The organism is Porphyromonas sp. CAG:1061, assembly GCF_000435035.1.
In the GTDB taxonomy this organism is placed as follows: Bacteria; Bacteroidota; Bacteroidia; order Bacteroidales; family Porphyromonadaceae; genus Porphyromonas_A; species Porphyromonas_A somerae.
In genome coordinates, this window is record NZ_HF988917.1 from 1 (window position 1) to 15,229 (window position 15,229).

Here is a 15,229-nt window from a genome sequence, read left to right on the forward strand (position 1 = left end):
CGACAGCCTTGCCTTAATTCTTTCTTGGTCAATCTTTGTTGTTTATGGAAAGCAAAGCGAAAAAAATAAGTACTTTTGCAGTTCAAAGAGGCATTCTGCCTTACACACTTTTTGGGTTACTACCTTGGTGTCTACTATTTCAGGAGAGGAGAGTCGTTCGGTGCTTGGCGATGTCTGCTTAATATCCGTGGTATATTCCGTTTGCTGTGCCATTGAAGTATTGCGAATCGGGAAGTTTATGGAAGAAAATATTGAATTCCTTGCTTTTTCGGTTTATTTTATGTTACTTTGTAATTGAAAAATTAGGGATAATAATACCCATTTGCTCTTGGGAGTGTTATTGCTATCCTTGAGCGTCAACCCAAATGGCGTAAACCCTAGTAGTTATAATATTGGTAGACGACTAAAAGCCTACAAAATGCACATCGTTCGATGATTATGAAAGAAAAGAGAGAGAAGCTATTTAGCGAATTTCCTCCAGTCTCAAATGAAGAGTGGATGGAGGTGGTCACTAGAGACCTTAAGGGAGCTCCCTTCGAGAAGAAGCTAGTTTGGCGTACGAAGGAGGGCTTTAACGTTCAGCCATTTTATAGGGCTGAGGATATTGAGCATCTTCCTACCAAGGATGTATTGCCTGGTCAGTTCCCTTATGTAAGGGGTACTAAGGCCGATAATAATTGGCTCGTAAGGCAGGATATCGCTGTACAAGGAGATATCAAGCAGCTGAATACCAATATCAAGTGTGTGATGGAGCGTGGTGCGAATAGTCTTGGCCTCCACTTTGTTGATGAGTGCGTCAATGCAGCTACTATCCAAGAGATGCTTGCGGGGATCGACCTTGATAAGCTGGAGATTAACCTCTATGCTCGTCGTGACCTGACTGTGCAACTTATTGAAGCAACGAAGGAGGCACTTAAGGCTCTTGGGGCAGATCTTGGTAAGGTAAGAGGTTCATTTGGCTTCAATCCATTTAGGCATACTTTGGGTGCTGGCGTACGTTGGTCGGAGTGGGTAGAGACATCTGTGGAGGTTCTGAAGGCAGCAGAGCCATTGACACAGTTTACATGTCTTTCTTTCCAGAGTGTCGACCTCGTGAATGCTGGGGCCTATATTTACCAAGAGATTGGCTATGCTTTAGCAGCTGGTGCAGATATGCTCGCTAAGGTGAGTGAAAAGAGTGGTAAGAGCATTAGCGAAGTAGCTGAGCGTATCCGCTTTGAGATGGGTATTGGCTCTAACTACTTTATGGAGATAGCTAAGTTTAGAGCTATTCGTTGGCTCTGGGCTTTGATTGTTCGTAGTAATGACGAAAAGGCTTCAGATAGAGCAACTAAGGCGGTGGTTCATGCTGAGACCAGTAGGTGGAATAAGACGATTTACGATGCTTACGTTAACCTCCTTCGTTCAATGACTGAGACGATGAGTGCCACCATTGCAGGTGTTCACTCTGTAACGGTAAATCCTTTTGATAAGCACTACAATCCTAAGGGTAGTGACTTCTCACGTCGTATCGCTCGTAATCAGCAATTGCTACTTAAGGAGGAGAGCCACTTTGATAAGGTGGTAGACCCTGCTGGAGGTTCCTATTATATTGAGCACCTCACGCAAGCTATTGCTGAGCAAGGCTGGAAGCTATTCTTGGAGGTTGAGGAGCAAGGTGGTTTTGCTAAGCTTGCCAATGAGGGTAAGGTGCAGGAGGCCGTGAATGCTTCTAACGAGGCACGCCACAAGGCTGTGGCAACTCGTAGAGAGAACCTCTTGGGTACTAATATATTCCCTAACTTTACCGAGACTGCTACCGAGGAGACAAGAGCTATTGACAATAGCAAGGTAGAGGGTAAAGAGATTACAGCCCTTGATAAGCGCCGTGGTGCTTCCGACTTTGAGGAGCTAAGACTTGCTACCGAAGCAAGTGACAAGACTCCAAAGGTATTTATGCTTACCATCGGTAATCTAGCAATGAGGTTGGCTCGCTCTCAATTTAGCTCCAACTTCTTTGGAGTAGCTGGGTACAAGCTGATCGACAATCTAGGGTTCGAGACAGTACAAGAGGGTGTGGATGCAGCTCGTAAGGCAGGGGCTGACATCGTGGTACTCTGCTCAAGTGATGATGAGTATGCAGAGTATGGACCTCAAGCTCTTGAGGCTTTGAAGGGCGAGATGCCTCTAGTGATTGCTGGAGCTCCTGCCTGCATGGAAGAGCTTCAGGCAAAGGGTATTGAGCATTTTGTACACGTCAAGGCCAATGTGCTGGAGACGATGCAGAAGTTCAACGAACTGATGGGCATCAAACCAAGAAGTAGCAAGTAAGAGGAAAGGGAAATAAAAGATATGAAACCAAATTATAAAGATATAGATATCCTCAAAGGAGGATGGTCACAGCCCAGTGTCGCAGAGTTTAATAAAGCCAATCATATTGATTACGACTGGACTACTCCTGAGCTGATCAATGTAAAGGGAGCCTATACAAAGGAAGACTTGGAAGGGATGGAGCACCTGCACTATGCTGCTGGTGTAGTACCTAATCTTCGTGGCCCTTATAGCACGATGTACGCGATGCGTCCTTGGACAATTCGTCAGTATGCGGGATTCTCTACTGCTGAGGAGTCTAATGCATTTTATCGTCGTAACCTTGCATCTGGTCAGAAGGGCCTTTCTGTAGCCTTTGACCTCCCAACTCACCGTGGCTATAATGCCGATAACGAGCGTGTTGAGGGTGATGTGGGTAAGGCTGGAGTTTCTATTTGCTCTATTGAGGATATGAAGGTGCTTTTCGATGGTATTCCATTGAATAAGATGTCGGTATCTATGACGATGAATGGAGCCGTGCTTCCTATCCTAGCTTTTTATATCGTTGCAGGTCTAGAGCAGGGCGCTAAGCAGGAGGAGATGGCTGGTACTATTCAGAATGATATCCTTAAGGAGTTCATGGTGCGTAATACTTACATCTATCCACCAGAGTTTAGTATGCGTATCATTGCCGATATCTTTGAGTACACCTCTCAGAATATGCCTAAGTTCAACTCTATCTCTATCTCTGGTTACCACATGCAGGAGGCCGGTGCAACAGCAGATATCGAGATGGCATATACTCTAGCCGATGGACTTGAGTATGTGAGAGCTGGTATCAAGGCGGGTATGGACATTGATAAGTTTGCTCCACGTCTGTCATTCTTCTGGGCGATTGGTATGAATCACTTTATGGAGATTGCCAAGATGAGGGCGGCTCGTATGCTTTGGGCTAAAATCACCAAGAGCCTTGGAGCAAAGAATCCTAAGTCTATGGCTCTTCGTACTCACTGCCAGACCTCTGGTTGGAGCTTGACAGAGCAAGACCCATTCAACAACGTTGGTCGTACTTGTATTGAGGCGATGGGTGCTGCACTCGGACATACTCAGTCACTACATACCAACGCTCTTGACGAGGCAATTGCACTTCCAACCGATTTCTCAGCTCGTATCGCACGTAATACTCAGATCTATATCCAAAATGAGACTGAGGTATGTCGTGAGGTAGACCCATGGGCAGGCTCATACTATGTTGAGAGTCTTACCGATGAGTTGGTACACAAGGCATGGGAGCATATCCAGGAGATTGAGAGCTTGGGTGGTATGGCTAAGGCAATCGAGAGCGGTCTGCCTAAGATGCGTATTGAGGAGGCCGCTGCTCGTACACAGGCACGTATTGACTCTCGCAATCAGGTGATTATCGGAGTGAATAAGTATCGCCTTGAGAAGGAAGACCCTATCGATATCCTCGAGGTGGATAATACCGCCGTTCGTACACAGCAGGTAGAGCGTCTGCAGGAGCTTCGTGGTGAGCGCGACGAAGAGGCTGTGAAGAAGGCACTCGCCGATATCACAGAGGCGGTTCGCACTAAGACTGGTAACCTACTTGAACTAGCTGTGAAAGCGGCTCAGGCAAGGGCTTCACTAGGAGAGATTTCCGACGCTTGCGAGGAGGTCGTAGGGCGTTATAAAGCAATTATTCGTACTATTTCAGGCGTGTACTCATCAGAAACAAATAATGATCCAGACTTCCAGGAGGCAACTCGCCTTGTGGAGCAGTTTGCAAAGAAAGAAGGACGTCAGCCACGTATTATGATTGCCAAAATGGGCCAGGATGGTCACGATCGTGGTGCTAAGGTAGTGGCTACTGGATATGCCGATGTGGGCTTCGACGTAGATATGGGTCCTCTATTCCAGACCCCAGCAGAGTCTGCAAGGCAGGCTGTGGAGAATGACGTCAATATCCTAGGTGTCTCTTCACTTGCAGCCGGTCACAAGACACTTGTGCCACAAGTGATCGAGGAGCTCAAGAAGCTAGGCCGTGAGGATATCATCGTCATCGCTGGTGGTGTGATTCCAGCACAGGATTACGACTTCCTCTACAAGGCTGGTGTGGCAGCTATCTTCGGGCCAGGTACTTCTGTCTCCAAGGCAGCTATTGAATTGATGAAGATACTCCTAGCTGAGTAACTTCCTCCACACATACATAATGAAAAGGGTTCCGATTATCCAATCGGAACCCTTTTGTTTTGCCCCATTCCCACCACATCACCATCCCAGTGACTGCTGATGAATGCAGTAAAATGATTATATTTGTAAAGAGAGAAAGACCAATTATTACGTGAGATAGGTAGCAATCAACACTATGGAGCAAGCGAAAGATAATCAGATTATCATATATAATACTGATGATGGTAAAGCGAGTGTAATCCTCTATGCAAAGGACGGAAACATCTGGATGAACCAAAATCAGATGGCAGAACTTTTTTCCACCTCTAAACAGACCATTAGTTATCACGTAGCAAACATATTGGAGGAGAGTGAGTTAGATGCAAATTCAGTTGTCAAAGATTATTTGACAACTGCTTCTGATGGCAAGAATTATCAGGTAACTTTCTATGCCCTTGATATGATTTTAGCTATAGGCTTTCGAGTGAGAAGCAAAAGGGGAACGCAGTTTCGGAAGTGTCAGCGACTTCTCAAAGAGAAGGTCACATGTCCAATTATTAGGTGAATTTAGGGCAATGAGGAGAGCAGAGTGTCGCCAAAAGAATAAAGCCAGATGAGTAACAATTTAGAGACAATAGGGCAAAAAGATATCTATCATTTGAGTTTTCCTGAAGCCAAGAGTGTAGTGGTTTGTGGGGATATTCATGGAGACTTTAATGGAATGATAGGAAAGCTATGTTTGCAGTATCAATTGGAGAACACGCTTCTAATTGTTGCTGGAGACTGTGGCTTTGGGTTTAATGAAATAGGCTACTATAAGGAAGTGGCTAAGCGTCATCGTAAGCCACTGAATGATAGCAATAATTGGGTCGTTTTTGTACGAGGTAATCACGACAATCCAGCTTACTTTGATGGAAAGGCCATCAACCACAAGCGATTTATCGCTGTGCCAGACTACTCTATTATTCAGGCGGCTGGACTTACGATCCTATGTGTAGGAGGTGCCATCTCTATAGATAGACAGTACAGAATAAAGGCATGGCAGCAAAATAAGGGGCGTTTCCCCGCACCAAGTGATCAAGACCCTTTAGAGCCTAACTATTATTGGGAAAATGAATCTCCTATCCTAGATACTGAAAAGCTATCGGTAATAGGAGAGAAATTCAAAGTAGATGCCGTCATTACCCATACAGCTCCCTCATTTTGTGAGCTACAAAGCAAGCTAGGTCTTGCGTCGTGGTGCTTAAAGGACGAAAACCTAATGGAAGATGTGAATGTCGAGAGAGCTACAATGGATCAATTATATCAATGCCTTAAAGATGCCAATCACCCCATCTCCTACTGGTGCTATGGTCACTTCCACCAGAGCTGGCACCAAAACATCAGTGGCACCTTCTTCAAGCTACTCGACATTCTCGAGTTCCACCAACTTAGATGAGAGTGTTGCTCTATCTAGATGGTTTTTATTCTATTGTCTACTTGTGTATCAGCCTTATGGTAATTGGTGGTGAGGAGGGGCTTCTTTGGTGAAAAAGTGGTACCTTTGGCGATGGTTTTGGTAGCAGTATTTGAGGATGAGTAATTGGTCTAAAGGGGGGTGGCTCTTTCGGAGCTTTTTAGTCTGTTTGCTGGCAATTGGATTGGCCTACTTGATCTCTTTCGCTTTGAATAAGGTGAATGGAGAGGTTAAGGTATTTAATCCATTGGGCGATTTGTTTTCTAAGTCGAAGGGGGCAGAAGAAGCCATCGGCTCAAATGCGGATATCGACTTGTCTATTCCTAGTCCGGATAGTGAAGATCATTTTGATGAGACTTCCTTTATGAGTGATTCTATTCCTTCGCCTAACGATAGTGAGGAGATAAGCCCTTTGGTAGAGGAGCCAGGTGATAGTCTTTCTATACTGGTGGATTACACTCCAAATTGTGATGGTATTACTCGCCTTCGCGAGTGGCTTGAGGATTCTGGGACTACTCCTTTACACATTGCTTTCTTTTCCGATTCTTTTACTGAGGGCGATATATTGGTAGCCGACCTTCGGCGTATGCTCCAGCAGAAGTACGGCGGAAAGGGGGTGGGGTACCTTCCTTTGACTTCTCCAACGGCACGTTTCCGGACCTCAATCAAGCATCGCTTTAGTGGACAATGGAAAGCTCATACTCTATTGGAGAAGGGGGTGTATACTGCATCAGGTCAGTATGACCACCTCTCAGGCAGTGGAGAAGTAACTTTTAAGATGCGTTCTTCAGTAGATCGGGTGGCATTGCTTTACCAAAGCAAATCGGCCTCAGTGTTGACTGCTACTTTTAATGATACCATTGTCTCTTCACATGATTTGAGTGCTACAGCTGATGGTACTTTGGCTCTATGGGAAGAACGAGGGCAAAATATCTCTTCTCTCAATCTCAGTGTACAGAGCGATGATATAGATATTCACGGCATTTACTTGGACGGATCTTCGGGAGTCTCCGTAGATAATATGAGTCGAAGAGGTGCTTCTGGTGGTGAGTTGACTCGCCTGAGTGACGCTCTCTGCAGTGAGATGAGCGAGGTGAGGGATTACCGATTCATTATTCTTTCGTTTGGGCTAAATGCACTTTCTACCGAGGAAAATGGCGATGATTACTACTGGTATTATAGGAAGATGAAGAAGAGTCTGGAGCATATCAAGGCACTCTATCCTGATGCAGTTGTGTTATTGCTTTCCGTTTCGGATAGAGCAACTATTGAAGAGGGTAATGTCACCACGCTTAAGGGGGTCTATAAAGTGCGCGCGATTCAAAAGAAGTTGGCTAAAGAGGAGGGTTGTTTGTACTGGGATACCTACAGGGTAATACAGGAACTTGGCGGAGTGAAGAATTTAGTAGAGAAAGGGTGGATGGCGAAGGATTATACCCATCTCAGTGGAGCTGGTGGAAGACAACTCGCTAAGCGTCTTTATCTTTCGTTGGTGGAGGAGTAGAAGATGATGAGAATTAGTAGATTTTATATGGCTTTTCTGCTGTTGTTGCTTCCATTTTGTCCAAATGTTGCAGCCCAAAACCCCTCTAAGCTTGATCTTTTGAAGGTGGAGCTCTGTACCCTACAAGCTCCCGAAGGCTATTTGGATGAATTCTGGCAACTCTGTGCTTCACCGATGAATAGTGTGACGATTCCGATTATTCATCTTGGCGATTCGCACGTACAAGGGGGCTACTTTAGTATGCCTATCCGTCAGTTTTTCGATGATTACTTTGGAATTGGTGGCTTAGGGTGGGTAGCTCCCTACCGTTTTCTGCGTAGCAATCAGCCCCAACCAGCTAAGATATCAGGCAATAAGAGTGGGTGGTCAGGGAGTTTTATCACATCACGAAAATATGTTGACTCTCCTAGCCCTACAGGTATTACCCTTACTGCAAATGGTATGAGTGAAGTAGAGATAACGGCGACCGACTACTTTCCGATAAAGAAGGTGGTGGTATTTCGGGACGCCTCAACACCCCCATTGTATCTCAAAGGAGATAGCCCATCGCAACGTTTATTAGCTACAGTCGAACAACCAATTGCCGATACGCTGAGACTGTATCTACCCGCCTCGTCACTGACTCTAGTAGCTCCGAAAGGGGCAAGGTGGTATGGTGCTAGTCTGGAGAATGGCTATCCTGGTCCGCTCCTACATACCATTGGCTATAATGGGGCTTTTTATAGTTCAATGAATCAACGTGGTTTTGTAGATCATTTGGAGCTACTACGTCCTCGACTACTAATCATTTCATTGGGAACAAATGATATGTTGGTTCACAGATTTTCCTCCACACAGTTTGCTAGTAATGTGAGGAGTTTTGTAGGAGCTTTGCAGAGAGCGTTGCCCACTACTGCTATTATTCTCACCTCTCCTGTTGCGGCTTTTCAAACCAAAATGGTACGTCGGGGAGTTTACCGCTGGACTCCTTCTCCTTATGCTGCTGAGGTGGCTAAGGTATTGGAGCAAGAGGCCGCCCATTTAAGGTGTGGCTATATTGATATATATTGTGCTTTTGGTGGAATAGATCGGGTGGATGAACTGCTTGTGGCTGGGATGCTCTCAAAAGATAGAGTGCACCTGACGAGAGAGGGGTATGATGAGGCGGGTAAAGCTATTGCCTATGCACTATTGAGTGATTTTAGGCGTTACTTGGAGCGTCAGAGGCCTCTCTTTTACCAAGATAAAACGAGACAAAAATAGGCTGTGACTGATTGGAGATCAACGCTATTATCCATACCCTTGTACATCATATGCTAGACTTGCTAAAATACCAGCCCGAGGCACCAATGCTCTTCAATAGTGGGCTCTTTTTGATCCTCTTCCTCTGCTTTATCCCCATTTATTATGCTCTGAGACATCGGCAGATGGCGAGGATTATCTATGTGGTGCTCTTCTCGCTCTACTTTTATTACAAGAGTAGTGGCGCGTATGCTGCTATTATCATTATCACCGCTACGGTCGATTTTCTAGTTGGTCGCCGTATCTCTTTGGCTTCGGGTCAAGGCAAAAAGTGGTGGTTGCTGGTTTCCATTGTCTTTAATCTTGGAATGCTTGGCTACTTTAAGTACACCGGCTTTCTGTACAATACTTTTGGTCCCCTTTTCTATAGTGTTGGGGAGTGGTTAGGGTGGGTGAGTACTCCCTTTGAGCCACATCAGTTTGATATCTTTCTGCCCGTTGGGATCTCCTTCTTCACCTTCCAATCAATGAGCTATGTGATTGATATCTACCGAGGAGAGATCAAGCCGCTTGGTAAGTGGGTGGACTACCTATTTTACGTCTCTTTCTTTCCCCAATTGGTGGCTGGTCCTATCGTGAGGGCGAAAGATTTTATCCCGCAGATATACCGCACTCCAGTGGTAACACGGGAGGAGTTTGGCGAAGGCCTCTATCTGATTCTTTTCGGTTTGCTCAAAAAGGGCGTTATCTCTGATTACATCAGCCTCAACTTTGTGGATAGGGTGTTTGATGCCCCATCCCTCTATACAGGCTTTGAGAATCTGATGGCGGTTTATGGCTACTCTCTCCAAATCTATTGTGACTTCTCGGGCTACTCGGATATCGCTATTGGGATAGCACTTTGGTTGGGTTTTAGATTTAACATCAACTTCAACTTCCCCTACCAATCGGCTACCATCACTGAATTTTGGCGACGGTGGCATATTTCGCTCTCCTCGTGGCTTAGAGACTACCTCTATATATCGCTCGGAGGTAATCGGAAGGGCAAGCTACGCACCTATATCAATCTACTGATTACCATGCTGCTTGGAGGATTGTGGCACGGGGCTAGCCTTAGGTTTGTCATATGGGGTGGCTTGCACGGCTTGGCACTTGCTCTGCAAAAGTGGTTGCTCTCATTTGTCGGTTTCTTACGACCTACTGGGGAGGGGATGAATCCCATCGTCCGCTTTTTCTCGGTGATACTCACCTTCCACTTTGTTGCTTTTGCCTGGATCTTCTTCCGTATGGAAAATCTGTCGGATGTCTGGGTAATGCTGGATATGATTGCCCATGAGTTCCACCCCGAGGTGGCGGGTCAATTCATAGCAGGCTATAAAGTGGTTTCCATACTTATGGCAATAGGCTTCTTAGTTCACTTTACACCTGCGGCCGTTCGTCGCAACATTCAAGGGTTTGTGACACGCCTACCTCTCGTGGGTCAGGCTATGCTATTGGCTATTGTCTTTATCATCCTTGTTCAGTTCCGCTCCATAGGCGTGCAACCTTTTATCTACTTCCAATTTTAGAGCATAGTAGGTTTCGCTATTGCGACTCCTGAGTGAGGTGCAAAATAATTGGTAAATTTGCGAGGTAAGTAAAATCATATATTTCTAAGAGTAAGAGATGTTTAATAATCTTTCGGATAGATTGGATAGAGTGATGAAAAACCTCAAGGGTGAGGGCTCTATCACAGAACTAAATATTGCCGATACCATTAAGGAGGTACGGATTGCACTTCTTGAGGCGGACGTTAACTTTGATGTCGCACGTGACTTTACCAAGAGAGTAAGGGAGAAAGCCATCGGAGAGAAGGTGCTCACAGCTGTAAAGCCAGGTGAGCTGATGGTGAAGATTGTCCATGATGAGCTGACCGCCTTGATGGGTGGAGAGACTTCGGAGCTAGTACTTGATGGAAAGCCCAACATCATATTGATGAGCGGTCTGCAAGGATCTGGTAAAACTACTTTCTCGGGTAAGTTGGCGAAGTATCTGCATGATAAACGTGGTCAGAAACCTCTGTTAGTGGCTGGCGACGTATACAGACCTGCGGCTATTGAGCAGCTCCGGGTAGTGGGCGAGCAGATTAATGTGCCTGTCTATACTGAAGAGGGTAATAAGAATCCGGTAGAGATTGCTGAGCATGCCGTTGAGAAGGCCAAAAAGGAGGGCTTCACCACAGTGATTATCGATACAGCGGGTCGTTTGGCCGTTGACGAGGTGCTGATGGAGGAGATCTCCAATATCAAAAAGGCGGTGAATCCTACTGAGATTCTATTCGTGGTGGACTCTATGACGGGTCAGGATGCCGTGAATACCGCTAAGGAGTTTAACGACCGTCTTAATTTTGATGGAGTAGTACTTACCAAGCTAGATGGCGATACCCGTGGTGGTGCAGCTCTCTCTATCCGTTCGGTAGTGGAGAAGCCCATTAAGTTTATCGGTACGGGTGAGAAACTTGATGCTCTTGATGTATTCCACCCTAAGCGTATGGCGGATCGTATCCTAGGAATGGGCGACGTGGTATCGCTCGTAGAGAGGATGCAAGACCAGTACGATGAGGAGAAGGCTAAGGAACTTGAGCGAAAGATCAAGAAGAATCAATTTGACTTCAATGACTTCCTTGAGCAGATCAAACAGATTAAAAAGATGGGTAACCTTAAGGACCTATTAGGGATGATCCCTGGGGTAGGTAAGGCGATCCGTGACCTTGATGTGGATGATGATGCTTTTAAGGGAATTGAAGCTATTATCTACTCGATGACCCCCGAGGAGCGGGAGAATCCCAAAATCATTGATGGTAATAGACGTAAGCGTATTGCAGCTGGAAGTGGTGTGGAGGTGGCACAAGTGAATCAGCTGCTGAAGCAATTTGAGCAGGCTCGCAAGGTGATGCAACTGATGGGCGGTGCAAAAGGTGGTCGGAGAGGTATGAATATGGGTGCCTTGAAGCGACAAATGGGTGGAAGGTAAGTGCCCTCAACCATTTGTAGACATCGTTTGTTGTATCAATAGAACGTGTTAATGTAAAATATCAAACTATGAATTATCAATTATTAGATGGCAAAAAGATTTCAGCTGACATGAAAGCTGAGATTGCTGCCGAGGTAAAAGAGATTGTTGCTGCTGGGCATAAGCCCCCAAAGATGGTGGCAATACTGGTGGGGCATGATGGTGGTAGCGAGACTTACGTTGCTTCTAAGATGAAAACGGGTCGCGAACTAGGCTTTGAAGATGAGCTGATTAGGTTTGAAGACAACGTGACAGAAAAAGAGCTACTTGATACTATAGATCGCTTGAATAATGATGATAGTGTGGACGGGTTTATCGTTCAACTCCCCCTTCCTAAGCATATAGATGAGCAAAAGATTATTGAGGCAATCAACCCTAATAAAGATGTCGATGGTTTCCATCCTATCAATGTGGGGAAAACGAGTATCGGGTTGCCATCTTTTGTTTCTGCCACACCAGCAGGTATCTTGGAGCTACTGAAGCGCTATAATATTGAGACAAAGGGCAAGCACTGTGTGGTGCTCGGTAGAAGTAATATCGTAGGCAAGCCAATGGCACAGCTGATGATGCTCAAGGCCTATCCAGGAGATTCGACAGTGACGGTCTGCCATAGTAGGACTAAGGATATCGCTGCGATTACTCGTGAGGCGGATATCATCATTGCTGCCCTTGGCACGCCAGAATTCCTTACCGGTGATATGGTTAAGGAGGGTGTAGTAGTGGTAGACGTAGGGACTACTCGTGTGCCCGATGCTAGTCGCAAGAGTGGATTCAAGCTCACGGGCGATGTTAAGTTCGACGAAGTGGCTCCTAAGGCCTCTTACATTACTCCTGTACCTGGTGGCGTGGGGCCTATGACCATTATCTCTCTGATGCGAAATACGCTAATTAGTGCCCGCCGTCGTAGGGGGATGGAAGCTAAGTAATTGTATTTTTCTTAAGAAAGATGGATAAGACTCCCACAGGTGACCGATTAATGTTCACCTGTGGGAGTGTATCCAAAAAAATCTTCTTCTATTTTGATAAGTGGTATATCTAGTAGCTAGATAGACACGTTTAGATACCTATTCCTTATGGCTCTATATAAATCTAGTAAAATAAAAAGTGGTTTGATCTTTGTGGTGGCAGCCGTCTTGATGACGCTGCTCTATCCTACTAAGCTAAAGTTTAAGTACGACTATAGCATTGGTCAGCCTTGGAGGTATGAAGGGGTGCTCACGGCACCCTATAGCTTCCCTGTGTATAAGAGTGACGCACAGAAAGTATTGGAGCGAGATAGTATCGAACGCACTAAAATCAATTACTTCACACTGAGTAGCTCTGTAAAACTCTCGGCGAAAAATCAAATCACCAAGGACTTTACAGAAGGCCGGCTAGGTGGCGAAGTGACCAGTGACTATATACAGTATATCCATAAGATCCTAGATGAGATATACGATAGAGGGATTCTCTCTAATGATGCGTATGACCTGCTAGCCAGTCAAGAGGGCGGTTATATCTTCGTGGTGGATGAGATGAATGTGGCAATACGTAAAGATGCCAATGATATCTTTAATGCGAGGATGGCGTATGACTATGCGATGCAAAGCGCACCTCACAACCTCAGCCCACAGGTGTTGCAGCAGATTAATATAGAGAAGTACCTCAGCAGTAACCTAGTGCTAGACCAGAATAAGACCAATCAGATGCAAAATGCAAGGTTGGCAACGGTAACGGATATAGTAGGTGAGGTACAGAAAGGAGAGCGAATAGTTGGTACAGGCGATGTGGTAACCCCCGAAATTTATCAGGTTTTGGAGGGGTATCGCACAGCTTTTGAACACGCTTCTACCACCACCGCTGAGAGCATCGTCCTTTTGATTGGTCAATTCTTCTTGATCCTCTTCTTGTTTTTAGTTCTATTCTCTTACCTTGTCGCCTTTAGGGAGGAGTTATTAAAGCAGATAAAGAACACTGTTTTCTTAGTTCTCAATGTCTCCCTGCTGGTGGCTTTGGCTTATATCCTTGTCCCCATTGAGCCTGCAGTCACCTATATGATCCCATTTAGTATCGTGGCGATACAGGTACGTGTGTTTATTGATAGCCGTACCGCTTCTATCACCCACTTAGTTACGGTGCTACTAGCTGCCTTGGTGGTGCCATCTCCTCTACAGTTTGTGGTGATTCAGCTGATTGCGGGACAAATTGTATTGGTTACTCTGAGAAACCTTTCGCAGCGCAGCGACTTGATTCGTACCAGTTTTGCCACCTTGTTTGGTATGGTTGTCTCCTACTACGCCATGCTGATTGCCCGTCAGGGAGTGCCAGAGAGTATGGATTGGAATATTCTATTCTATCTCGTGATCAACTTCATTTTCCTGATGTTTGCTTACTTGATGGTCTATGTTATTGAGCGAGTATTCGGGTATATATCTAGTATTAGCTTAGTAGAGCTGTCTGATATCAATAAACCATTATTGAGGCAATTAAGCGAGGTAGCACCAGGTACCTTCCAGCATTCACTCAATGTCTCCACTTTGGCATCTGAGGCTATTGGAGAAATCGGTGGTGATGTGCGACTTGTGAGGAGTGGGGCACTCTATCATGATATAGGGAAGATGAAAAACCCTACCTACTTTACCGAAAACCAAGGTGCTAATAACCCTCACGACCGGCTCTCTTACGATCAGAGTGCGCGCATTATTATCAAGCATGTGACCGATGGCATCGAAATGGCAGAGAAAGCCAAGCTTCCAAAGCCCATCATCGACTTTATCCGCACCCACCATGGTCTGGGGATGACTAAGTACTTCTACATCAAGTATAAAAATGAAAACCCCGATGCGGTGATTGATGAGAGTATCTTCCACTATCCAGGACCCAACCCATGGACGAAAGAACAGGGTGTGATGATGCTTGCCGATGCTGTGGAAGCCTCTTCCCGAAGTCTCAAGGAAATTACTACCGAGCAGGTACTGATAGATCATGTCAATAAGATCGTTGATGGTATCATGACCGATGGTTATCTCAAAAATACACCGCTCACTTTCCGCGATATAGAGACCACAAAGTTCGTATTTATAGATAAGCTGCGCAATATGTATCACTCTCGCATAGACTATCCCGAATTGCGTAGAAGTCCAAATACATCAGAAGATAAAAAGCCAGCTGAGGAAGTCGATAAATGAATATCCCCCACGATATATCCGATGAGGAGCTATTGAAGCTACTCACCCATCCCGATACCCTAGAGGTGGCCTTTAGCTTTTTGGTAGATCGCTACTCCCAGCAGTTGTATGCTGTGATTCGTCGTATTGTCTACCGACATGAGGAGGCCGATGATGTGCTACAGAATACCTTTGTAAAGGTCTGGCGACATATCGGTACGTTTAAGGGGCAGTCAAAGTTGAGCACTTGGCTTTATAGTATTGCCACCAATGAGGCACTTTCACATATCCGTAAGGAGAAGAAGATGCGACGGCTACCATTAACCACTGAGGAATATGACCTCACTCAGATGCTTATGAGCGACCCCTACTTTGATGGTGACCTTGCAGAGG

11 protein-coding genes and 1 pseudogene are annotated in these 15,229 nt (G+C 45.6%); all 12 read left to right on the plus strand.

Annotated elements, in window-relative coordinates; genetic code table 11:
- Window positions 1-298, plus strand: a pseudogene (locus QVO39_RS05055) (hypothetical protein); the annotation flags it as partial.
- Between the two features lie 140 nt (window positions 299-438).
- The gene (gene mutA, locus QVO39_RS05060) at window positions 439-2,310 is read left to right on the plus strand and encodes a methylmalonyl-CoA mutase small subunit (RefSeq protein WP_288171792.1); all 1,872 of its coding nucleotides are present in this window, start codon (window positions 439-441) and stop codon (window positions 2,308-2,310) included.
- Between the two features lie 21 nt (window positions 2,311-2,331).
- On the plus strand, window positions 2,332-4,479 hold the full coding sequence (scpA, locus tag QVO39_RS05065) for a methylmalonyl-CoA mutase (protein ID WP_021903276.1): 2,148 nt from the start codon (window positions 2,332-2,334) through the stop codon (window positions 4,477-4,479).
- 175 nt (window positions 4,480-4,654) lie between these two features.
- Entirely contained in the window at window positions 4,655-5,023 is a 369-nt protein-coding gene (gene rhuM / locus QVO39_RS05070) for a RhuM family protein (protein ID WP_021903277.1), read from the plus strand.
- Window positions 5,024-5,071: 48 nt separating this feature from the next.
- The gene (locus QVO39_RS05075) at window positions 5,072-5,896 is read left to right on the plus strand and encodes a metallophosphoesterase (RefSeq protein WP_021903278.1); all 825 of its coding nucleotides are present in this window, start codon (window positions 5,072-5,074) and stop codon (window positions 5,894-5,896) included.
- A gap of 136 nt (window positions 5,897-6,032) precedes the next feature.
- The gene (locus tag QVO39_RS05080) at window positions 6,033-7,418 is read left to right on the plus strand and encodes an SGNH/GDSL hydrolase family protein (RefSeq protein ID WP_021903280.1); all 1,386 of its coding nucleotides are present in this window, start codon (window positions 6,033-6,035) and stop codon (window positions 7,416-7,418) included.
- Between the two features lie 3 nt (window positions 7,419-7,421).
- Window positions 7,422-8,660, plus strand: a complete 1,239-nt coding sequence (locus QVO39_RS05085) for a GDSL-type esterase/lipase family protein (RefSeq protein WP_288171793.1) — start codon at window positions 7,422-7,424, stop codon at window positions 8,658-8,660.
- A gap of 50 nt (window positions 8,661-8,710) precedes the next feature.
- Window positions 8,711-10,207, plus strand: coding sequence for an MBOAT family O-acyltransferase (locus tag QVO39_RS05090; RefSeq protein WP_021903282.1), 1,497 nt, complete (start codon window positions 8,711-8,713; stop codon window positions 10,205-10,207).
- Between the two features lie 97 nt (window positions 10,208-10,304).
- Window positions 10,305-11,651, plus strand: coding sequence for a signal recognition particle protein (gene ffh / locus QVO39_RS05095; RefSeq protein WP_021903283.1), 1,347 nt, complete (start codon window positions 10,305-10,307; stop codon window positions 11,649-11,651).
- A 68-nt stretch (window positions 11,652-11,719) separates the two neighbouring features.
- The gene (gene folD, locus QVO39_RS05100) at window positions 11,720-12,616 is read left to right on the plus strand and encodes a bifunctional methylenetetrahydrofolate dehydrogenase/methenyltetrahydrofolate cyclohydrolase FolD (RefSeq protein WP_021903284.1); all 897 of its coding nucleotides are present in this window, start codon (window positions 11,720-11,722) and stop codon (window positions 12,614-12,616) included.
- Window positions 12,617-12,763: 147 nt separating this feature from the next.
- Complete coding sequence (locus QVO39_RS05105; protein WP_021903286.1) at window positions 12,764-14,857, plus strand: HD family phosphohydrolase; 2,094 nt, start codon at window positions 12,764-12,766, stop codon at window positions 14,855-14,857.
- The coding region (locus QVO39_RS05110) for an RNA polymerase sigma factor (RefSeq protein WP_288171794.1) at window positions 14,854-15,229 on the plus strand (376 nt) is incomplete at its 3' end. The genes QVO39_RS05105 and QVO39_RS05110, both read left to right, overlap by 4 nt.